General features: G+C 70.1%; 12 protein-coding genes and 1 pseudogene. 8 read left to right on the plus strand and 5 right to left on the minus strand.

What is annotated here, in order from left to right:
- On the minus strand, positions 1-902 hold a 902-nt coding region (locus FCK90_RS09995), incomplete at its 3' end, for a DUF222 domain-containing protein (RefSeq protein ID WP_158034168.1).
- A gap of 324 nt (positions 903-1,226) precedes the next feature.
- Between FCK90_RS09995 and mfd the strand changes: the two genes are divergently transcribed.
- Positions 1,227-4,937, plus strand: coding sequence for a transcription-repair coupling factor (gene mfd, locus FCK90_RS10000; protein ID WP_158034169.1), 3,711 nt, complete (start codon positions 1,227-1,229; stop codon positions 4,935-4,937).
- Positions 4,938-5,499: 562 nt separating this feature from the next.
- On the opposite strand, the gene FCK90_RS10005 is transcribed toward mfd, so the two are convergent.
- Complete coding sequence (locus tag FCK90_RS10005; RefSeq protein WP_158034170.1) at positions 5,500-5,799, minus strand: hypothetical protein; 300 nt, start codon at positions 5,797-5,799, stop codon at positions 5,500-5,502.
- A gap of 157 nt (positions 5,800-5,956) precedes the next feature.
- Here FCK90_RS10005 and FCK90_RS10010 point away from each other — a divergent pair, with 157 nt between their 5' ends.
- Together FCK90_RS10010 and FCK90_RS10015 are read left to right on the plus strand one after the other, a co-directional pair.
- Positions 5,957-6,910, plus strand: a complete 954-nt coding sequence (locus FCK90_RS10010; RefSeq protein WP_158034171.1) for a 1-phosphofructokinase family hexose kinase — start codon at positions 5,957-5,959, stop codon at positions 6,908-6,910.
- Positions 6,911-6,960: 50 nt separating this feature from the next.
- On the plus strand, positions 6,961-8,115 hold the full coding sequence (locus FCK90_RS10015) for an acyltransferase family protein (protein WP_158034172.1): 1,155 nt from the start codon (positions 6,961-6,963) through the stop codon (positions 8,113-8,115).
- Between the two features lie 47 nt (positions 8,116-8,162).
- On the opposite strand, the gene cobA is transcribed toward FCK90_RS10015, so the two are convergent.
- Both cobA and nirB read right to left on the minus strand, forming a co-directional pair.
- The gene (gene cobA / locus FCK90_RS15950) at positions 8,163-10,157 is read right to left on the minus strand and encodes a uroporphyrinogen-III C-methyltransferase (protein ID WP_158034173.1); all 1,995 of its coding nucleotides are present in this window, start codon (positions 10,155-10,157) and stop codon (positions 8,163-8,165) included.
- A gap of 142 nt (positions 10,158-10,299) precedes the next feature.
- A complete protein-coding gene (nirB, locus tag FCK90_RS10025; protein ID WP_158034174.1) occupies positions 10,300-12,933 on the minus strand; it encodes a nitrite reductase large subunit NirB in 2,634 nt (877 codons plus the stop codon).
- Between the two features lie 222 nt (positions 12,934-13,155).
- On the opposite strand from nirB, the gene nirD reads away from it, so the two are divergent.
- The 5 genes and pseudogenes from nirD (at position 13,156) to FCK90_RS10050 (ending at position 20,019) form a co-directional block, all read left to right on the plus strand.
- Positions 13,156-13,515 (plus strand): nitrite reductase small subunit NirD, encoded by a 360-nt coding sequence (gene nirD, locus FCK90_RS10030; protein ID WP_158034175.1) that lies wholly within the window; start codon positions 13,156-13,158, stop codon positions 13,513-13,515.
- Positions 13,512-14,336, plus strand: coding sequence for a sirohydrochlorin chelatase (locus FCK90_RS10035; protein ID WP_246180145.1), 825 nt, complete (start codon positions 13,512-13,514; stop codon positions 14,334-14,336). The genes nirD and FCK90_RS10035 overlap by 4 nt, the downstream gene beginning before the upstream one ends.
- A gap of 96 nt (positions 14,337-14,432) precedes the next feature.
- The gene (locus tag FCK90_RS10040) at positions 14,433-15,944 is read left to right on the plus strand and encodes an MFS transporter (protein WP_158034177.1); all 1,512 of its coding nucleotides are present in this window, start codon (positions 14,433-14,435) and stop codon (positions 15,942-15,944) included.
- A pseudogene (locus tag FCK90_RS10045) lies at positions 15,937-18,202 on the plus strand (molybdopterin oxidoreductase family protein). The gene FCK90_RS10040 and the pseudogene FCK90_RS10045 overlap by 8 nt, the downstream one beginning before the upstream one ends.
- Positions 18,199-20,019, plus strand: a complete 1,821-nt coding sequence (locus FCK90_RS10050; RefSeq protein ID WP_158034178.1) for an FAD-dependent oxidoreductase — start codon at positions 18,199-18,201, stop codon at positions 20,017-20,019. Before FCK90_RS10045 ends, FCK90_RS10050 begins: the two are co-directional and overlap by 4 nt.
- Here the strand turns inward: FCK90_RS10050 and FCK90_RS10055 are convergent.
- Positions 19,992-21,236: a uroporphyrinogen-III synthase gene (locus FCK90_RS10055; protein WP_158034179.1), complete on the minus strand. Its 1,245-nt coding sequence runs from the start codon at positions 21,234-21,236 to the stop codon at positions 19,992-19,994. The two genes, FCK90_RS10050 and FCK90_RS10055, sit on opposite strands and share 28 nt — an antisense overlap.
- Positions 21,237-21,239: the final 3 nt, after the last annotated feature.

Genomic DNA, 21,239 nt, shown 5'->3' on the forward strand with positions numbered 1-21,239 from the left:
AACAGAGCACACAGGGTGGCCAGGCCGTCATCCTCCGGTATCACCCAGACGTCGCGGCGGCGCCTGGCCGCGGCACAAGCCCGCCGGTGGCCCGCCGCACCCAGGGCAGCGCGGCGGCGGCGGGCGTAGTCACCCAACTGAGTGGCCGTTACTTGCGGGGCCCGGACCAACAGCTCCGCCACGAGGGTGGTGGCCTGTTCTTCCAGGCGACGGGCCACCGCCAGGGCTGCCTGGCGGTCGTTCTCGTTCATCCGGGCCAAGGCTCTGGGGGTGGGGGTGTCTTCGATGATGGCCCGCCAGTGAGTGAGGATCACCCGTGCCTGGGCCCAGGTGATCTCACCGGCCTCCAAAGCGGCCAGGGCGCGGGGCAGATCCGTGGCGAAAATCAACGCCTCAGCCACCGTCGCCTGGGCGGTACCGGCCGGGAGCATCAAGGCCACCGCGATCTCCGCGGCCACATCACCAACCACCACATCCGCCGACCCCTGGGCCAGAGCCGCCGCTGCCCACGGCCCAGCGGCAGCTAGGCGCTCGGGCAGGGTCTCACCCCGGCGTGCTAACGCCGCCTCGTACAGGTCTGCGGTCAAGCGTAGGAGGCGTCCTCGGGCGGCGGCCTCTATCCGGGCCGCCGCCTGAATACCGGCCACCAGATGCTGAGCGGTGGCACCGTCGAGGAAGGAAAGCTCCAGGGGCTCCTGGGCCGCATCAGTGCCACTGGTCTTAGCAGCGCCGGGAACGCCGGTCAGGGGTTCGTCGTGGCCACCGGCATCGTCGTTGCCTCTGCCAGCACCGGCAGTGTCACCGGCGGGGGTGTTGGCGGGGCCCTGCCCCAGACCGCGATGGACCCCGTTCCCTTCAGCGTCTTCGAAGGGCCCGAACCCCTTCTGACCTGCCCCGTTCATGCTCCCAGCCTCCCACGAGGGTCGGACAACACAAGCCCGAAAACAACCCAGAACAAGCCCCCGAAGACAATTCACAAAAGGAAATTTCCAGAGTTCAGAGCCCGGTGTTCAGCTCCCTCAGCTATCGGCTCATCCGGTCTTCACTGCTTGGCCAGCCAATCGGGAACTGTGCTGTTCCGCCGGGCAGGGTCCGTATCCGGCAGGCAGAGCCCGTACGCAGGACTCACACGTCGTGCATGGGCGGCCCACCGATAGTAGGTGTCTGCGCGGGGGAGTAGCCTGGGCGAGCACCTCACCACCCCTCGCGCAGGAGTTCGTTTCACCATGTCCTTGACCGGTCTGGCCTCAGTGCTGACCCAAGAGCGCTCAGTCGACAATGTCCGAGCGCAGGCTGCGCTGCCGCCGGCGGAGCGGTCGGCCGAGACGATCATCAGCGTCACCGACGGCCTGCGGCCCGCTCTCTTCGGGCAGCTGCTCGAAGGGATGCGGACGGCGCCCGCCTCCAGAGACTCGGCGCCCGACGGCGCCCGTCCCGTCCTGCTCATCGTCACTGCCACGGGCCGGGAGACCGAGGACATCGTTGCGCAACTGCCTGCGTGGGCACCGGAGGCGCAGATCACGGACTTCCCCGCCTGGGAGACGCTGCCGCACGAACGGCTCTCGCCCCGGTCGGATACCGTGGGCCGCCGTCTGGAGGTCATGCGCCGGCTGACCCACCCGGGACAGGAACCGCTGGACGTCGTCGTCGCTCCCGTCCGCTCACTGCTGCAGCCCGTCGTCCAGGGGCTGGGAGACCTCACTCCTGTGATCCTGGAACAGGGCACCGAGCGGTCCTTCGACGAGGTGGTCGAATCACTGGTGGCCGCGGCCTACGGACGTACCGACATGGTGACCCGGCGCGGCGAGTTCGCCGTGCGCGGCGGGATCGTGGACGTGTTCCCCCCGACGGCCGACCATCCGGTGCGCGTGGAGTTCTTCGGCGACGAGATCGACGAGCTGCGCTGGTTCGGAGTGGCCGATCAGCGCACGCTGCAAGGCGTGGACCATCCGCAGCGCATCGTGGCACCTCCGTGCCGCGAGCTGCTGATCACCCCCGACGTCCAGTCGCGGGCGGCCAAGCTCACGAGTCGGCTCCCGGGTGCCGAGGCCCTGCTGGAGAAGATCGCCGGCGGCATCTACGCCGAGGGCATGGAGTCCTTGGCCCCGCTGCTTGCCGACCGTATGGTGCCGTTCGCTTCGCTGCTCCCCCAGGACTCCCTGATCGTGGTGATGGAGCCGGAGAAGGTGCGCACGCGCGCGGCCGACCTGGTGGCCACCAACGAGGAGTTCCTGGCCGCGGCGTGGGAGTCCGCCGCCGACACCGACGTCGCGCCGCTGGACATGGCCGGGGTGGGGGACCAGGGGCGCACCCTGGACAGCGGTTCGTTCCAGACCCTGGAGCAGGCCCGGGAAACCGCCCTGGACTATCGCCTGAGCTGGTGGGCCACCACCGCGCTTCCCGTGGATTCCTCCCTGGCCGACGTCACAGCGGACACCGACGCCGAGGTCATCCGTCTTCTGGATTCCGACGCCGACACCCTCACGGTTGCCGGACGAGAACCCAGGTCATTCGGCGGCGACGTCGAGGCGGTGCTCGACCACCTGCGGGAGTCGGTGGGCGACGGCTGGCGCGTGGTCGTGGTGACCGAAGGACCGGGCCCGTTGCAGCGGCTCGCGGAGCTCATGCACGACGCCGACGTGCCGGCCGCCCGGCACGATTCCCTCACGGACGCCCCCCAGGCGGGGCTGGTGGAACTGACCTGCGCGACCGCCGGTACCGGGTTCGTCCTGGACGGGACCAAGATCGCGTTCCTCACGGAGCCGGATCTCCTGGGCAGGTCGTCGGCCTATGCGGCCAAGAACTCGCGGCAGTTGCCGCAGCGCCGTCGTCGCAACGCGGTGGACCCGCTGGCGCTGAAGGCGGGGGACTTCGTGGTGCACGAGCAGCACGGCATCGGGCAGTTCGTGGAGCTGATCGCCCGGCCCATCGCGGGCGCCACGCCCACGGCGGGGCAGCCGCGGCCCATGCGCGAGTATCTGGTGCTCGAATACGCCGCGTCCAAGCGCAACGGTCCCAAGGACCGGCTGTTCGTGCCCACCGACCAGCTGGATCAGATCTCCAGCTATGTGGGCGGGGAGACCCCCGCGCTGTCCAAGATGGGCGGGGCGGACTGGAACCAGAAGAAGAAGGCAGCCAAGCGCGCGGTCAAGGACATCGCGGGCGAGCTGATCCGCCTCTACTCGGCGCGTATGGCCACCCGCGGCCATGCCTTCGGCCAGGACACCCCCTGGCAGCGGGAGCTGGAGGACGCCTTCCCCTACATCGAGACCCCTGACCAGATGACCACCATCGACGAGGTCAAGGCGGACATGCAGCGCGAGGTGCCCATGGACCGGCTGATCTCCGGCGATGTGGGCTACGGCAAGACCGAGGTGGCCGTGCGGGCGGCCTTCAAGGCCGTGCAGGACGGCAAGCAGGTGGCGGTGCTGGTCCCCACGACGCTGCTGGGTCAGCAGCACACGGAGACTTTCGGCGAACGGTATTCGGGTTTCCCCATCCGGGTGGCGTCCCTGTCGCGGTTCCAGACGCCCAAGGAGTCCCGCGAGGTCCTGAAGGGCCTGGCCGACGGCACCGTCGACGTGGTCATCGGCACCCATCGCCTGCTCGGCTCGGAGGTCAAGTTTAAGGACCTGGGGCTGGTGATCATCGACGAGGAGCAGCGTTTCGGCGTCGAGCACAAGGAGAAGCTCAAGGCCATGCGCACCAACGTGGACGTGCTGGCCATGTCCGCGACCCCCATCCCGCGAACCCTCGAGATGTCGCTCACCGGCATCCGGGAGACCTCGACCCTGGCGACCCCGCCGGAGGAGAGGCATCCCGTGCTGACCTATGTGGGTGCCTATACCAACAAGCAGGTCACCGCTGCCGTACGGCGCGAGCTGATGCGCGAGGGGCAGGTGTTCTTCGTGCACAATCGCGTGTCCTCCATCCAGCGCCGGGCCGCGGAGCTGCGCGAACTGGTCCCGGAGGCGCGGATCGCCGTGGCCCACGGGCAGATGAGCGAGAACGAGCTCGAGCAGATCATCGTGGACTTCTACGAGAAGCGGTTCGATGTCCTGGTCTCCACGACGATCGTGGAGACCGGCCTGGATATCGCCAACGCCAACACCCTGATCGTGGACGGGGCGGACAAGTACGGGCTGTCCCAGCTCCACCAGCTGCGCGGCCGCGTGGGACGCGGCCGCGAGCGCGCCTACGCCTACTTCCTCTACGACGTCGAGAAGCCCCTCACGGAAACGGCCCTGGAACGGCTCAAGGCCGTGGCGGCGCACAACGAGCTCGGCGCCGGCCTGCAGCTGGCCCAGAAGGATCTGGAGATCCGCGGCGCCGGCAACCTGCTGGGCGGCGAGCAGTCGGGGCATATCGCAGGTGTCGGGTTCGATATGTACCTGCGCCTGGTGGGCGAGGCCGTGGCCGAGTTCCGCGGGGACGCGGAGGAGGCGCCCGCGGAGATGAAGATCGAGCTGCCCGTCAACGCGCACCTGCCCCACGACTATGTGCCGGGGGAGAGGCTGCGTCTGGACGCCTACCGCACGCTGGCCAACGCCGCGGATGAGGCCGGGATCCAGGAGGTGGCCGACGAGCTGCAGGACCGTTACGGCGAGCTGCCCGAACCCGCACGGCTGCTGCTGGACGTCGCCCGCCTGCGGATCAAGGCCAGGGCCGCCGGGCTGGTGGACGTGGCCGTGCAGGGGCCGAACATCCGCTTCAGCCCCGTCACCCTCCCGGAGTCGCGGCAGATGCGGCTCAAGCGCATGTACCCGGGCGCCAAGTACCTGCCGGTACCCAACTCCGGCCACCACGTGGCCCTGGTCCCCAAGCCCAAGACCGCACGGATCGGAGGGAAGGATCTGGTGGACGGAGCCATCCTGACCTGGGCCGATGAGGTCATCACGGCGGTGATCCAGGAGCCCGCAGCGGTTCCGGTGAGCTGACCTCCCGCTACGGGCCGCGGCGCGGCGGGGCGACCTCGCGCCGCGGCGCAATGGAGGACGGGAACGGTCCAGCAGCTGTGTTACATCACATGACATGGAGGGCGCGCAGAGGTGCCAGCCGTTATGTGGACGTATCAACCAAATATGACGGGGCCGGGGACAGGCCGAAGGGTATTTATGGGGACAGTGGCCTCTGAGGATCCTTTGCAGGGTGATTTTTCATCATTGGCGCTCTATCTTTTTGTCTTGGAACAGGGAGAGCGCGACTGCTTCAGTCAGCACCGGATCCACGCCGCCGGAGAGTATTGGGGACTCCGGGGGTGCGGGTGCGCTGAAGATTCTGCAGTGTCGCGCGGTTCGCGAGTGGCTCTTGGGGGAGCTTTAGGCTCGCGGGCACCGTCTAAGGCGGATGGCGAAACGGTCGCCACGCCACGGTAAGAAGCCCCGCACCAATTCCGGTGCGGGGCCTCTTGCATTCCGGCCTGGCGGCGCTGCGGCGGCCAGCGCCTCAGGCGTTCGAGGTGAACTCAGGCGTTCGAGGTGAGATGGAGGTGAGCGACGATCAGGCGCGCGCTTCCTCCTGGTTCGGCGCCGACTCGATGGAGGCGGGGACGTCGAGGGTCAGTTCCCGGCCGCCGGTCGAATGGGATGCGGTTTTGCGGGTGAAGATCAGGGTGGGGATCAGCAGCGCGGCTCCGTAGACGAGGATCCCCACGCCGAACCACCAGGTGTCCGGAAGGGTGAAGAGCCAGAAGCTGACCAGGATGGCGGCCACCGGCAGGACCCACAGGATGAAGCTGGGGATGAGGTCGCCTTCGCCGGAGTAGCGGCGGATCTTGCGTCCCTGTTCGTCGGTAGCCATGGTGCCTCTTCCTTGTGGTGCGGCGCGATCGGAGGCGGGGCGACGCCCGCACGGCGTCAGGAGCCGATCGCTGAAGGTTCTCGTGTCAGTGTAATCGTTGATGGCGACGAACTGTCAGTCCGGCCCGGCCTCTGGCAGGACTATCTAGACTGGGGCCATGGCGACCCATCACGCGCCCATCCTGACCGTCACCCCGAACCCCGCGCTCGACGTATCCACCTCGGTGGACCGTGTCGTGGCGGAGCACAAGATGCGCTGCGGGTCCACGCGGCTCGATCCGGGCGGTGGCGGGGTCAACGTGTCACGGGTGGTGCGCAACCTGGGCGGCCGATCGCTCGCGGTCTATACGGCGGGAGGGCCCACGGGTGCTGCCTACCGCGAGTTGCTGGAACGGGAGGGCGTCGCCGGGCGGGTGGTCCGCATCGGCGAGAGCACCCGGGAGAGCTTCACGGTGGACGAGACGGGCTCGAGAGAGCAGTTCCGCTTCGTGCTGCAGGGCCCGAGCCTCACGGAGCCGGAATGGCGCGACATGCTGGCCGCGATCGCCGAGGACATGCCGGACCACGGCTTCGTGGTGCCCAGTGGCAGCCTCCCCCCGGGAGTGCCCGTCGACTTCTACGCCAGGATCGCGCGTCTCGCACGCGAGCACGACACCCGCTGCGTCGTCGACACCTCCGGGGAGTCGCTGCGAGCCGCGCTCGACGAGGGCGTCTACCTCATCAAGCCCAGCAAGCGGGAGCTCGGCGAACTGACCGGCGCATCCCTTGACGACGACGCCGCCCTGGTGGACGCCGCCACGGAGCTCGTGGACGCCGGGCGCTGCGAGGTCGTCGCGCTCACCCTCGGCGGCGCGGGGGCGATCGTCGTGACCGCGGAGCAGACCCTGCGGCTGCCTACGCCCCGGGTGGAGGTCCGGAGCACGGTCGGCGCGGGCGACAGCTTCCTGGGCGGCTTCCTGCTGTCGCTGGCGCGCGGAGGCGAACTGCGCGAGGCGTTCCGTACCGGCGTCGCCGCCGGGAGCGCGACCGCCGCGCTGCCCGCCACGGAGCTGTGCGGGGCCCGCGCGGTGGCAGAGCTCGCGGAAGGGCTCGATCCGGCACCGGTCGCGTGATGCCGTCTCGTCCACCATTTGGCGGTTGTGGAGCGTGAAACACTTTTTGCATGGTTCAGCAATACACTGCAGCGCGCCCGCGGAAGGGGCGGGGGCGCGATCTCTCCATCGACAGCCTTCGTGGAGTGGCCATCATCCTCATGGTCGCCGGAAACGTCATCGGCGGTCACGCGACCATCGGCATGCAGGTGGCGGATGACTCGGGGTGGCGGTATTTCTACGAGATGCTCGCGGACCTCAGGATGCCCCTGTTCGCCGCCCTCTCGGGGTTCGTCTACGGTCTGCGGCCGCTCAGAGATCCTGGTCGGGGCAGGCAGTTCGTCTGGGGCAAGACCAGGCGGCTGCTCGTTCCCCTGGTGACGGTGGGCACGGTCTTCGTGCTGTTCCATTCCCTCGCGCCGGGCACCAACAGCGACCTCCAGGTCGGTGAGGCATGGCGGATGTACGTCTTCGGTCTCGGCCACCTGTGGTTCCTGCAGGCGATCTTTCTGATCTTTCTTGTCGTCGGTTGTGCGGACGCCTTCGGATGGTTGCGCGACCGTCGTGTCCTCTTGCTGGCGATCGGGGCGACCGCGCTGCTCTCCGTCGTGGTCAGGATCCCGGAGGCGTGGGACATCTTCTCCGTGAGCGGGTTCTTCCAGCTGCTGCCCTTCTTCCTGCTGGGCTACTTCTGCTGCTCGGCCTCCAGGCCGGATGATGTCTCGCCCGACTCCATGCCGACCGGGCGGTGGACGCTGCTCGCCGTCGCCGGGGGCCTGCTGGCGGCCCGTGCGGTGGAGGTGTTCACGCCCGTAGAGCTTCCGTCCCGCCTCGACATGGCGCTGGGCGTGGCACTGGGGGTCGCCGGGATCTCCTCGCTCTTCGCCTTCCGGGAGGCGATCGCGTGGCGGCCCCTGGCCTGGCTGGGCTATTTCTCCTTCGCGATCTACCTGCTGCACATCTTCGGTGCGGCCCCCGCCCGGATGGCCGTGATGCGGGTGCTGGGGATCGAGTCGGATGCCGTGGTCTTCGTGGTGGCCCTGGTGGCGGGGCTGGCGCTGCCCATCCTGTTCGAGGTGACCTTCGGGCGCATCCGGTGGATCAGCTGGGCCTTCCTGGGGCAGAAGCCGTACGTCCGGCCCACCTGGCCTGCCGATGACGAGCACCGGCGCCGCTCCGCGGGATCAGCCCAGCAGCGCAGCGCCGGCCGACGCGCCGATGCGTGAGAACCCGGGGGTGGACGCACCCCGGGGGAATCCGACGACGGCGCAGGTCAGGGGCGTGGCCCCAGAACCTCGGCGAGCTGGTTGATCATAGCGCCCATACGAAATCGCTCCGGGACGAGCGCGGGGATACCCGCCCGTTGCAAGGGGGCTGCGGTCACCGGCCCCACGGTGCCGGCCACGACCGTCCGCGCCTCCTGGCCCTCCGGCGGCGGGCCGAAAGCAGCCACGAACTCCTTCTCCAGCCCGAGCTCCGAGGCCGTGGACAGCACCGCGTCCGAACCCGCCGCCGAGGTGAACGTGACGGCGTCGATCTCCCGGCGGCAGACCTGCCGGATCATCCGGGGAACGGCGCCCGCGTCGTCCGCGTCAGCCCAGCGGTGGGGGACCACCGTGTGCACCGAGGCCCCGGCGTCGACGAGACGCTGGCGCTGCTCGCGATCGTGGTAACCGTTCTCCTGCCACCCGATCACCGCCCCGCTCAGGTCGTGGTCGTAGGACTCCAGAATCTCGTCGACCAGGGGGCCGATGGTCTCGTCGGGCGAGATCCCGACGTCGTGCAGCTCCAGCCCGCGGACGGCGGCGCGCCCTTTGGGTCCGCGGACCCAGATGTCGGCGGCGGCCAGCATGGCATGCACGCCGTCGGCCTGACCGGAGGCCTGGACCACCTCCCACCAGCGTTTGAAGCCGTAGCCGGTGGTCACCACGACGAGGTCGGGATGGGCGGCGAGCATCTCGCGGGTCTCCGTGACGACCGCGGAATCCTCGCCCACGGGGACCAGCTTGAGGGAGGGTGCTGCGATGGTGGCGGCGCCCTTGCGCTCGAGGGCTCCGATCTGGTCGTCGGCGCGCCGGTGCGCGGTCACCGCGACCGTACGTCCGGACAGGGGGCCAGGCAGGGCCCCAGTCCTTCCCGCTGACCGGGCCGGGGTCCCCGGGTCTCGTTCTGGCGTGGTCTGGGTCAAGGCGTCCTCCGGAGGGGTGCTGATCGGACTGCTGTCAGGGGCCGGGTACTGCCGGGCGATGGCCCGATGCGGGGTCAGCTCGCCGAGGACCCGCTCGCGGTCCTCCGACGCCAGCGCGGCGACCGGCCCGATGACCGTGACGGCGGGAGACCCCGCTGCCGCCAGATCGACGACCGCCGAGTCCAGGGTCGAGGTGTAGACCTTCTGCTCGGGGCCGAAGCCCTTCTCGACGAGTGCCACCGGCGTGGTGCTGCTGGCGCCGTGCCTGGCCAGACCCGCTACGAGCTGCGGCAGCGTGGCCACGCCCATGAGCACCACCAAGGTGGCGCCGGTCTCCAGCAGGCCGCAGAAGCCGCGCAGCTCGTCGTCGGAGAAGGGGATGTGACCCGAGGCGACCGTGAAGGTCCGGGCGACGTCGCGGAAGGTCACCGGGATCCCCGCGGCGCCGGGGACGGCGACCGCTGAGGTGATCCCGGGGATCACGTCCACCGGCACGCCCCAGGACTCGCAGTCGGCGGCCTCCTCGCCTCCGCGGCCGAACACGTAGGGGTCCCCGCCCTTGAGCCGCACCACGTGGTTGCCCTGCCTGGCCGAGTTGAGCAGGATCGACTGGATCTGCTCCTGCGGCACCGGGTGGTGGCCGGGCCATTTCCCCACGCGCACGATCTCCGCGTGGGGGGCTTGGGCCTCCACCACCCCCTGGGGCGCCAGCCGGTCGAGGAGGATCACGTCCGCGTCGGCCACGGCGGCCAGGCCGCGGGCGGTCAGCAGGTCGTCGGCTCCCGGTCCGCCGCCGACGAGCGTGACACCGGTCCTCTCCTCGCCGACCGTGGCCACGGGGATGCCGCCGAACCGGTCGCGCAGCGCCTTCAGAACCGGTTCCCATGGGGTGCGATCGCCCACCACGACGACCTGGCCGGGCCGGGCGAACGTCCCCTCCGCGGCCCGGACGGCCCCGTCCGGATCCAGGTGGCACTCCACGACGGCCCCGGCCGCGCTCAGGCGCCTGGCAGGGCGGGACCCGGCCTCCGCACCGAGGAGGAGGATGGGTACCTGATCGAGGTCGGTGTCCAAGAACATGGGCTCAAGCCTAGAGGGAGCGCCCCGTCCGCCGAGATTCCTCGAACGGTTCCGGGGAGAGGATTCTTGCGTTGTTTACACCGTGACGCCGACGGCGCCGCGCCCTGCAGCGAGGACGCGGCATCGCAGGCGCGGCGCGGATCTATACGGTTCCGCCCACGGGAATCCGAGCCCCGGAGATGAGCACGGGCCCGTCGCCCGCCTCGGCGGCCTCGATCTCCTCGCGGGTGGCCGGGCGGATCTGGTCGCGTTCGAGGACGTACTGACGCGAGGAGTCGTCCCGGGCCTGCGGCTCGTTGACGAACGGGCGGAAGCGCCGCAGGCGCTCCGGGGACTTCAGGGTCGCCGCCCATTCGTCCTCGTAGCCCTCGACCTGGCGCTGCATGTCCTGGTCCAGGTCCTCGCAGATCCCCAGCGAGTCGTCGATCAGCACGGATTTCAGGTGGGCCATGGCGTCGCCGTACTCCTCGTCCAGGTCCTCCAGCCACCGGGCGGTGCGCTGCAGTTTGTCCGCGGTGCGGATGTAGTACATGAGGTAGCGGTCGATGTAGCTGACCAGGGCGTCCTCGTCGATGTCCTGGGCGATCACCCGGCCGTGGGCGGGATTGGCCCCGCCGTTGCCGCCCAGGTAGAGGGTCCAGCCGTCGGGGGTGGCCATCACGCCGATGTCCTTCCCCTGGGCCTCGGCGCAGTCGCGGGCGCAACCGGAGGAGCCGATCTTGAACTTGTGCGGGGAGCGCAGGCCGCGGTACCGGTTCTCCAGCTTGATGCCCATGGCCACGGAGTCCTGCACGCCGAAGCGGCACCAGGCGGAGCCGATGCAGGACTTCACGTTGCGCAGGGCCTTGCCGTAGGCCTGCCCGGACTCGAAGCCCGCGTCCACGAAGCGCTTCCAGATCTCGGGCAGTTCCTCCAGCCGGGCTCCGTACAGTCCGATGCGCTGGGCTCCCGTGATCTTGGTGTACAGGCCGTAGTCCTCGGCCACCGAGGCGATCACCGCCAGCTTCTCCGGGGTGACCTCGCCTCCCGGGATGCGCGGGACCACGGAGTACGTGCCGTCCTTCTGCATGTTGCCCAGATTGCGGTCGTTGGTGTCCTGGAGGGAGCCGCGCCCTTCGTCCAGGACATAGGCCCTGGGCTGAGAGGAGAGGATCGAGGCCATGACCGGCTTGCAGATCAAGCAGCCGTCGCGCCCGCGGCCGAATCGCTCCAGGGCCTCCGGGAAGGTGCGGATGCCGCTGGCCCGCACCGCGGCGTAGAGATCCTGCCGGGACATCTCGAAGTGCTCGCACAGCGCCTTGGAGACCGTGAGGCCGAGGGAGAGCATGGTCTTCTCCATGGTCTTCTGCAGCATGGGAACGCACGACCCGCACTGGGTCCCGGCATTGGTGCAGGCCTTGAGCTCGGGGACGGACTGGCTGCCGTCCCTGACCGCCTCGCGCACCGTCCCGAAGGACACGTTGTTGCAGGAGCACAGGATGGCGTCGTCGGGCAGCTCGGTCTCCGGCGCATCGCCGCCCGCCGCGGACAGGTATCGCGCCGGTTCCGCGGGCAGGGGACGGCCCTGGAGCGGCCGCAGTGCGTCATAGGGCTCGGCGTTGCCCACGAACACCCCGCCCAGCAGGGTCTCCTGGTCCTCGCCCACCACGATCTTCTGATAGATCCCGGCGACCGGGTCCGTGTAGTTGACCTCGATGCATCCCGGTGTCCTGGCGTAGACGTCGCCGAAGGAGGCCACGTCCACCCCGGAGAACTTCAGTCTGGTGGACGTGTCGAAGCTCGTCACCCGGGCGTCGCCGCCGAACAGCCGGTCCGCGACCACCTCGGCCATGATGTTCGCCGGGCCCACCAGGCCCCAGGTCTGCCCCAGGATGTCCGCGACCTCGCCGATGGCCCAGACATGGGCCACGGAGGTCTTGCAGGCCTCGTCCACGACCACGCCGCCCCGGGCGCCCAGGTGGAATCCCGAGCGGCGGGCGAGGCCCGAACGGGCCTTGATCCCGATGCCCAGGACCACCATGTCCGCCGGGATGCGCTCCACGGCGGCATCGTCGCCGGGCCCGTCCTTGGCGATGACGCCGACGACGTTCTCCTCGTCGTCGAGCTCCACGCCGGCGATGAACCGCTGGCAGCGCACGTCCAGGCCCTGCTCGCGCATCAGGGAGTTCACGGCCAGGCCGCCGTCGCGGTCCATCTGCGTGCACAGCAGGAACTCGGCGACGTCCAGGATCGTGGCCTCGGCCCCCAGGTCCTTCAGGCCGGCGGCGGCTTCGAGTCCCAGGAGCCCGCCGCCCACGACGACGCCGCGAGGCGTCCGCCCGAGTCTCCGCCGCAGCTCCGCGACCTCCTCGACGATGCCCCGGACGTCCTCGACGGTGCGGAAGACGTGGACCCGGTGAGCACCGGGGATGTTCAGCGTGGCGGCCGAGGAGCCCGTGGCCAGGACCAGCTCGTGGTAGGGGAAGTCGAGGCCTTTGCGGGTGTGCACCACCTGCTTCTTGACGTCCAGATCCGAGGCCCTCATGTCGGTGTGCAGGGTGACCTGGGGGTGCTCCCAGAACTCGGGTCCGCCCAGGGAGAGGTCGCGGTACGGATCGTTGAAGAGGGTCTCGAGGGCCACGCGGTCGTACGGGGACCACGGCTCTTCGGCCAGGACGGTGACCCGGTCCTCCCCGAGCCCCCTCTGGATGAGCTTCTGCACGAGGCGGTGAGCGGCCGGTCCACCCCCGATCACCAGGATCTCGCGTCCGGTTCCGGGAGCTGGCGTGTGTGGCATGAGTGTGACGCTTCCTAACGTGTCCTGGCATTCACGTGCATTCACGTGCATTCGCGAGCGGAAATCACCGGCAACGGTTTGGGCAGTCCGCTCGACCTTTGCTGACATAGAAGCATCTCCGTAACGCCGAGGTCATGCGGTTGCCGCAGGATGCTTGGGTGCGGATGTACGAAGAACGCAGGACACGGTCCGGAAGACCCCACACAGAACGGAACCACCACCATGAGCACTGAGCCGGCTCCGGCGAGCACCCGGGGTTTTGAAGATGTGTGCGCTGTGAGCGACCTCGAGCCGGACTGGGGCGAGGTCGCGCTGATCGGCGAGCATCAGGTCGCCGTGTTCAGGATGCAGGACGACACCGTCTACGCCTGCGACCACGCCGACCCCCGTTCGGGGGCCCTCGTGATGGCCCGGGGCCTCGTGGGGGAGACCGTGGACGGCGTGCCCACCCTGGCCTCCCCGCTGTACAAAGAGGTCTACGACCTGCGAACCGGCGAATGCCGTACCGGCGCGGAGCTCTCCTTGCCCGTGCACAGGGTCTCGATCGACGACGGCCGCGTGCTGATCGAGCTGGGTTCGTGAGCGCCCCGCAGGATCCGGTCCTGCTGCTCTGCGCCCATGGATCCACGTCTCGGTCCGCGCAGATCGCGACGGAGGAGATCACAGCCTCCGTCGCGCAGGCGCTGCCCGGCATAGACGTCATTCTGACCTGGGTCGACGTCCAGGAGCCGGACGTCGTCGACCGGTGCGAGGAGTTCGCGGATCGTCCCGTGGTGATCGTGCCCCTGCTCTTGTCAGCCGGGTTCCACGTGCACCAGGACCTGGCCCGGGCCGTGGCGGGGCGGTCGCATCACGTGGTGACCGGGGCACTGGGGCCGGATCGGAGCCTGTCCGAGCTCATGGCCCGGCGGATCGCCCACGCAGAGGCCCGTACCACCGCGGTGAGGCGCCCTGAGGCCGCCCCGGCACTGCATGAAGCCCTCGTGGCCTCTTCCGCGGAGACGGCAGCGCCCGCCATCGTGCTGGTGGCGGCGGGATCGTCCGACGATCGTGCGGTTCAGGACGTCCGCCGGCAGGCAGCCGACCTGGCCGAGCTCACGGGCCGTGACGTCCGCACCGGTTTCGTCTCGGCCGTGGAGCCCAGCGCCCATGATGCCGTCGCCGGCGCATGGAGAGACGGGGCCCGGGATGTCACCACGGTCTCCTTCCACGTGGCTCCCGGGGTGTTCCACGCCGATGCCGTCCGGGCCGCGCAGACGGCAGCCGAGGGACTGCCCGCCACGTCTGCCCGGGCGGGGGGCAGGGTCACCGAGCCACTGCTGGTGGATGGCACCGAGGTCCCGCCCGAGCTGGTGGACGTCGTGCTCAAACGGTGGGAAGAGGGCAAGGCCCTGCTCCCGTAGCACTGAGGGTCCGTTGTTGCCTCACCACCTGCGTCCCTCACCACCTGCGCCGGGGTACGTGAGCAAAGCGTCACCCCCCAGTGACGGCCCTGCGACATGCACGGCAACAGGGAGTTCCTAGGGTCGGGAATAACGGCATCCCAAGACTCCTCGCGGGTGCCTTCTCGATACTTGGAGGCTTCTGTGAGCACCGAACTCCAGCACTCCGGCGTACAGAACGCCGGGGCCCCTCAGGCTCTTCCCAAGCTCGCCCTGCGTGAGCGCCCTGGCCGATGGCTGGACGGCTACGATCCCGAGGACCGGCAGCAGTGGGAGGCCCAGGGACAGGCGATCGCACGGTCCAACCTGAGATGGTCGATCTTCGCCGAGTTCCTGGGATTCGCCGTGTGGCAGCTGTGGGCGATCACCGTGGTCTTCCTCCCGCGGGCGGGTTTCGAGTTCACCGACTCCCAGCTCTTCTGGCTGATCTCCATGCCGTCGCTCGTGGGCGCCACGCTGCGGGTCCCGTACACCTTCATGGTGGGGCGCTTCGGCGGGCGCAACTGGACCATCATCTCCGCATTGCTGCTGCTGATCCCCTCGATCGGCCTGGCACTGGCGGTGGCCAACCCGGCGACCCCCTTCTGGCTCATGCTGCTCGTGGCGGCCACGGCCGGTTTCGGAGGAGGCAACTTCGCCTCCTCGATGGCGAACATCACCTACTTCTATCCCGCCCGTGAGAAGGGCTACGCCCTGGGACTCAACGCGGCCGGGGGCAACCTGGGGGCCGGGATCGCCCAGCTCGTGGTCCCCCTGGTGATCACGATCGGTGGTGCGGCGGCCTTGAACCTGCCCCTGGCCGGCTGGTTCTGGGTCCCCTTCATCATCGTGGCGGCCTGGGGCGCCTGGAGGTTCATGCACAACATCTCCGACGCCAGAGGCGACGTGGCCGGTTCGCTGGCCGCGGTCAAGGAGCCGCATTTCTGGGTCATGTCCTTCCTCTACATCGGGACCTTCGGGTCGTTCATCGGCTACGCGGGGGTATTCCCCAAGCTGATCGCGGACACCTTCCCCGAGTTCTCGACCTTCTCCGTGGGCGCGGCGTCGTTGTCCCTGGCGTTCATGGGCCCGATCATCGGCTCGCTGGCCCGCCCGTACGGCGGCAAGCTCGCGGACCGCTTCGGCGGTGCGCAGATGACCGTGTACGCGTTCGCGGGCATGGCGCTGTTCGCCCTGGTGGTCGTGCTCACCCTGCCGTTGCAGAACTTCTGGCTGTTCCTGGTGCTGTTCCTGGCGCTGTTCATCTGCTCGGGTGTGGGCAACGGCTCGACCTACCGGATGATCCCGTCCATCTACCGCATCCGCGGCGCTCTGCGCGAGGCGAGGGGTGAGGACACCGCCGGGGGAGTCTCCACCGCACGGCGGGCCTCCGCGGCCCTCGGTCTCATCTCCGCCGTGGGAGCCTACGGGGGCTTCGCCATCCCCCAGGTGCTCTCCGCATCGAAGTCGGCGACGGGTGGCTACGAGATCGCGTTCTTCGGTTTCGTGGGCTTCTACATGGTGGCCCTGGTGCTCACCTGGGCGTTCTACCTGCGTCGCGGCACCGCGATGGCCGCGGAACATGTCTGAGGGGGTCTCCGCGACGGCCGAGGCCGTCGACACGCACTGTCCGTATTGCGCCCTGCAGTGCGCCATCACGCTCACGCACCGGCAGGGGAATCGAGCTGTCACCCCGCGATTTCCCGACCAACCGCGGCGGGCTGTGCCGCAAGGGCTGGACCGCCGCCGAGCTGCTGGACGCGCGGGACCGGCTGACGCATCCGCTGCGCAGGGTGGGCGTCGACGCGGACGGCGAGCCTCTCTTCGAACCCGTGGCCTGGGACGATGCCCTGGATCTCATGGCCTCCCGCTTCCGCGCGATCCAGCACCGGGAGGGCGAGGACTCGGCCGGGATCTTCGGCGGCGCCTCGCTGACGACGGAACGGGCCTACCAGCTGGGGAAGTTCGCCCGCATCGCTCTGCGGACCTCCCGGATCGACTACAACGGCCGGTTCTGCATGTCCTCGGCGGCCGGGGCCGCCAACGCGGTACTGGGCACGGACCGGGGCATGCCGTTCCCCCTCCAGGACCTCGACGCGGCGCACACCGTGCTCCTGTGCGGTTCGAACCCCGTCCAGACCATGCCGCCGTTCGTGCAGCACCTCGCCTCCGCCCGGGCCGCAGGCGGGCTGATCGTGGTCGATCCGCGACGATCGGCGACCGCGGCCCTGACCGACGACGGCGGCGGGATCCATCTCGCCCCGCGCCCGGGCACCGACCTGAGCCTGCTGCTCGGCATCACGCATGTGATCCTGAGCGATGGCGCTGCCGACGAGGGCTATCTGGCCGAGCGCACGTCCGGTACGGCCGCGGTCCGGGCGGCGGTAGCGGCCTGGTGGCCCGAACGTGTGGAGGCCGTCACGGGAGTGGCCGCGACCGACGTCGTCACCGCAGCCCGCCTGCTGAGCCGGCGACGCGAAGGGACGTATGTCCTGACCGGCCGCGGAGCGGAACAGCATGTGGACGGCGTGGACACCGTGATGGCGGCGATCAACCTGGCCCTGCTGCTGGGCCTGCCCGGCCGGGAGAACTCGGGCTGGGGCACCCTGACAGGACAGGGCAACGGCCAGGGCGCCCGTGAGCACGGGCAGAAGGCGGACCAGCTTCCGGGCTACCGCCTGATCACCGACCCCGCCGCCCGCGAGCACGTGGCCCGCGTCTGGGGCGTGGACCCTGAGATCATCCCGGGCCCCGGCATTCCGGCCGCCGAGCTGCTGACCACGCTCGGCGTGCCAGGAGGCTTGCAGGCGCTGTGGGTCAACGGCTCCAACGTGGTGGTCTCGGCTCCGGACGCGGCGGAGGTGGCCCGGGGACTGGACCGCCTGCAGTTCCTGGTCGTCTCCGACTTCTTCATGTCCGAGACCGCCCTGCATGCCGACCTGATCCTCCCCGTCCCGCAATGGGCCGAGGAGGAGGGGACGATGACCAACCTGGAGGGCCGGGTGCTTCGCCGCCGGAAGATCCAGGAGCCACCGGGACAGGCGCGCGACGAGCTGTGGATCATGGCGGAGCTCGCCCGCCGTCTCGACGCTCCGGGCACGTTCTCGACGAACGCCGCGGAGGTCTTCGAGGAACTCACCCGCGCCTCGGCGGGAGGCAAGGCCGACTACTCGGCACTGAGCCACGCCGGACTGGACGGGCTCGAAGGGCCCGCGGAGTCCAGCGCTCGGCAGTGGCCGGTCACCGCCGCCGCCCCGGAGGGGACACCGCGCATGTTCCTGGAGAGGTTCGGCCACGCGGACGGACTGGCCCATATGAAGGCCGTCAGACCGCGAACAGCAGCGCGACGCGCGGAGCTCGGACCCGCGCACGACCGCGGCTCGATCGCCGAACCACCGGTACCCCCCGACGCCGGAGGGCCGGATATCGAACTGATGCTCACCACGGGACGGCTCCTCGAGCACTATCAGTCCGGCACCCAGACCAGGCGCGTCCCCTCGCTGCAGGCCGCCGCTCCGGAGGCGCGGGCGCACCTGCATCCCACCGTGGCCGCGCGCCTCGGCGTGAGCGACGGTGACCGCCTGGCCCTGGCCTCCGCGGTCGGCAAGGCCGCTGCCGCTGTGGCCGTGGACACCGATATCGCACCGCACACGGTGTTCCTCCCGTTCCACTTCGCCGGTGAGCAGACCGTGAACCGGCTCATCTCAACCGTGGTGGACCCGGTCTCGGGCATGCCCGAGTTCAAGGCCGTGCGAGTCCGTGTCGCACGGGCAGCACCTGCGCCGCCCGGTGCCCCCGGACCGGCCGGAGCGCCCCGCATCGACGATCCTCAGGAGAGCCTCACGTGACCGATCGTACGGACGTATCAGGACCAGGCGCCACCGTCTCGTCGGCCGGTCTTCCGCCGGGTGGAAGCAGGCGCCAAGACCCGCGAGAGGCCGGGGCCGGGCTGGAGCCGGCTCACGGGCAGGACTCCGTCGCCTTCCGCGCTCGCAGGGTGCGGGCACGGGTCCCGTTCGACGTCGGCGAGCACGTCGTGGTGGTGGGCTGCGGTCCTGTGGCCGCCCGTTTCGTCGACGATGTCCTGCCCCTGGTCGAACGCGGCCTGCTTCGCGTCACCGTCCTGGGGGCCGAACCCCACATGGCCTACAACCGCATCCTGGTGGGCGAATACGCCGTGGGGCGGGTCTCCCGCGAGTCGCTGACGGTCGCCGACCTGGAGACGTGGCGCGCCGCGGGCGTCGACGTCCGCCTCGGCGCCGAGGTGCTGAGGATGGACCGCACGCGCAGGCGGATCACGGTTCGCGTGGCTGCCGCAGGCCCGGGGGAGGCCGCCGGGGAGAACGCCCAGGAGAACGACCAGGAGAACGACGGGGCGAGCGAGAGCAGCAGCGACGCCTCCGCCGGGATCTCCGGGCTCTCCTGGGACCGGGTGGTGCTGGCGACCGGCGCCCGGGCGGTCCGGCCCAATCTGCGCGGACTGGATCCCTCACCGGATGGGGCCGTTCTCCCGGCAGGAGTGACTGCCCTGCGGGACCTCGACGACGCGCGGCACATGCGAGCTGTTGTGGCCGAACGCGGGCACACGGTCGTCCTGGGCGGAGGAGTCCTGGGGGTGGAAGCGGCCCTGGCCGCGGCCGAGACGGCCGGTACGGCCACTTTGGTGCACACCGGCGATCATCCGCTCGGGCGGGTGCTGTCCCCGGGCACGGCGCGGCTGCTGGCAGAGCGGCTACGGCAGGCGGGTGTCCGGTGCCGTTCGGCCCGTGCCGTCGCAGTGGCCACCGACCCTGGCGGCGGCTTCACGGCGCTGGAGCTCGCCGACGGGGGATCGATACCGGGGGATCTGCTGGTGCTGTCCTGCGGGGTCCAGGCGCGAGCCGGTCTGGCCGAGGGTGCCGGCCTGCGCGTCCTCCAGGGGATCGTGGTGGACCACGAGCTCCAGGCGGACGTGGAGGGCCGGGTCTTCGCGATCGGGGACTGCGCCGAGGTCCTGTGCCGGGATCCGGGATGCGAGCCCTGCCTGCAGCGCAGGGCGGGTGAACTCCGGAGCGCACCGGCGGGCATGATCGCGCCGGGCTGGCGGCAGGCCGAGTACCTCGCGGCCCGGATCGCAGCCGAGGTGAGGGCCCTCGCCGACCCCCGCCTCATGACCGGCCCCGTCGAGCCGATGCCGGCCCACGAACCGTCCGTGTTGCGGCTCAAGGCCAAGGACATCGACCTGGTAGTCCTCGATTCCGGTCTGCCCGTCGCCGGCGATCCCGCCAGGCGGATCCGGTTCACCGACGATGCGCTCTGCCAGGACCTTCATGCGGAGTTCGCGGACGACGGCCGTCTACGACGCGCCGTGGCACTGGCACGGCCCCGCGCGATGGCTCAGCTGACCGCGGCGGTCGAGGCCGGGGAGCCGCTCCGGGGCGACCTCACCTGGCTCCTCTCGCTGGACTCGCAGTGGGCCGCTCCCGAACCGGCCGCCGCTGGTCCCGCGGACGTGGTCTGCCGTTGCGCCGGGGTCACGCGAGGCGTGCTCGAGGAGGCCATCGACGGCGGTGCCCGGACGGCGGAGGCCATCACGGCGGCCACCCGCGCCTGCACCGGGTGCGGAACCTGCCACCCCGAGATCCAGGCGCTGCTGGCTCAGCGCGACGCCTCCATGACGACCTGACCCTTCCCGGCGCCGATGCCGGCATCCGTCCCCCCATCGTTCGGCACGTCCATCGCACGCGACCGATGGGAGGAGGTGATGTCCAGGCAGTAGCCCCGCTTGACCACGGTGCGGACCAGGGGCGCCGGCAGCTTGCGCCTCAGCCTGGAGACCGTCATCTCCAGTGCGTGCGCCCCTTCGAGTCCGGGCACGGCCTTGATCAGCTCAGGACGGGAGATCACGGCGCCGTTCGCCGTGGCCAGGGCGCGCATCACGGCGACCTGCTGAGGGGTGAGCCATACCTCGTCGTCCTCGACCGTCAAACGTGATCCCCGCAGCTCCAGGTGACCGTGCCGGGTCTCGACGTGCAGACGCTCGTCCTCTGCCCGTTCACACAGCAGCCGTACGATCTCGGCCATCCTGGGGCGGTCGGGCATCACGGGCTCGACCCCGGCGTCCTGCAGCGGCCTGGCGCATACTTCGCCGACGACCGCCGGCACCACCGAGCCGTCCTTGAACGCCCGCAGGAGCTCGTCGTAGAGCCCCGCATCGCGAGCCACCGCGAAGACGGAGTCCACTGCCGGGGCGGCGATGAAGACGATGGCGTTCAGCCTACGGGCGCACGCCTCCTGGACCAGTGACTGGACGGCAGGCCGTCCCGCGTGCTGCAGGCGGTAGGGCACCAGCGTCTGGACATCGCGGCCGGCCAAGAAGAGGCGCTGGACCGCCGCGTCGTCATGGACGCCGGAGAGCTGGACGGCGACCCGGCGAGCCGTGCCGTCGATGATCAGGTCCACGCCCTCGTCGACGCGGGTCACCACCGTCATCGATTCCGGTTCGAGGTCCAGCGCCGCCACCTGCCCGGCCGCCTTCGACCCGCGCACCACCATCTCCAGTCCCGCGATCACTTCGCGCAGGTGGCCGCCGAGTCCCGTCGCATCGGCCGTCTCCAGCCAGCGCCGCAGGCCGTAGCCGGTGGACACGAGCAGGGCATCCGGCCTGCGCTCGAGCAGGGCCTTGGTCGCGTTGATGACCGGGATGTCGTGCTCGGCCGGCACCACGGACAGCGCGGGTGCATGCAGGACCTGAGCCCCGTGCCGCTCCAGGGCCGAGCACAGGTCGCCGCCACGCCGGGAGGCGGTCACGCCGATGCGCTGTCCCCGCAGTTCGTGGAGATGGCCATCGGCGAGCGCAGATGCCTGGTCGCTGCCCGGATCGTCGTCCTGACTCCTCGCCATCCC

This window comes from Kocuria coralli, assembly GCF_008831305.1.
Taxonomy (GTDB): domain Bacteria; phylum Actinomycetota; class Actinomycetes; order Actinomycetales; family Micrococcaceae; genus Kocuria; species Kocuria coralli.

Excerpts from the sequence above, each read along its gene's own strand:
- mfd (WP_158034169.1), top strand. The coding sequence starts at position 1,227 with ATGTCCTTGACCGGTCTGGCCTCAGTGCTGACCCAAGAGCGCTCAGTC.
- FCK90_RS10055 (WP_158034179.1), bottom strand. The coding sequence starts at position 21,236 with ATGGCGAGGAGTCAGGACGACGATCCGGGCAGCGACCAGGCATCTGCG.
- FCK90_RS10015 (WP_158034172.1), top strand. The coding sequence starts at position 6,961 with ATGGTTCAGCAATACACTGCAGCGCGCCCGCGGAAGGGGCGGGGGCGC.
- FCK90_RS10040 (WP_158034177.1), top strand. The coding sequence starts at position 14,433 with ATGCACGGCAACAGGGAGTTCCTAGGGTCGGGAATAACGGCATCCCAA.
- FCK90_RS10005 (WP_158034170.1), bottom strand. The coding sequence starts at position 5,799 with ATGGCTACCGACGAACAGGGACGCAAGATCCGCCGCTACTCCGGCGAA.
- nirD (WP_158034175.1), top strand. The coding sequence starts at position 13,156 with ATGAGCACTGAGCCGGCTCCGGCGAGCACCCGGGGTTTTGAAGATGTG.
- cobA (WP_158034173.1), bottom strand. The coding sequence starts at position 10,157 with ATGTTCTTGGACACCGACCTCGATCAGGTACCCATCCTCCTCCTCGGT.
- nirB (WP_158034174.1), bottom strand. The coding sequence starts at position 12,933 with ATGCCACACACGCCAGCTCCCGGAACCGGACGCGAGATCCTGGTGATC.
- FCK90_RS10010 (WP_158034171.1), top strand. The coding sequence starts at position 5,957 with ATGGCGACCCATCACGCGCCCATCCTGACCGTCACCCCGAACCCCGCG.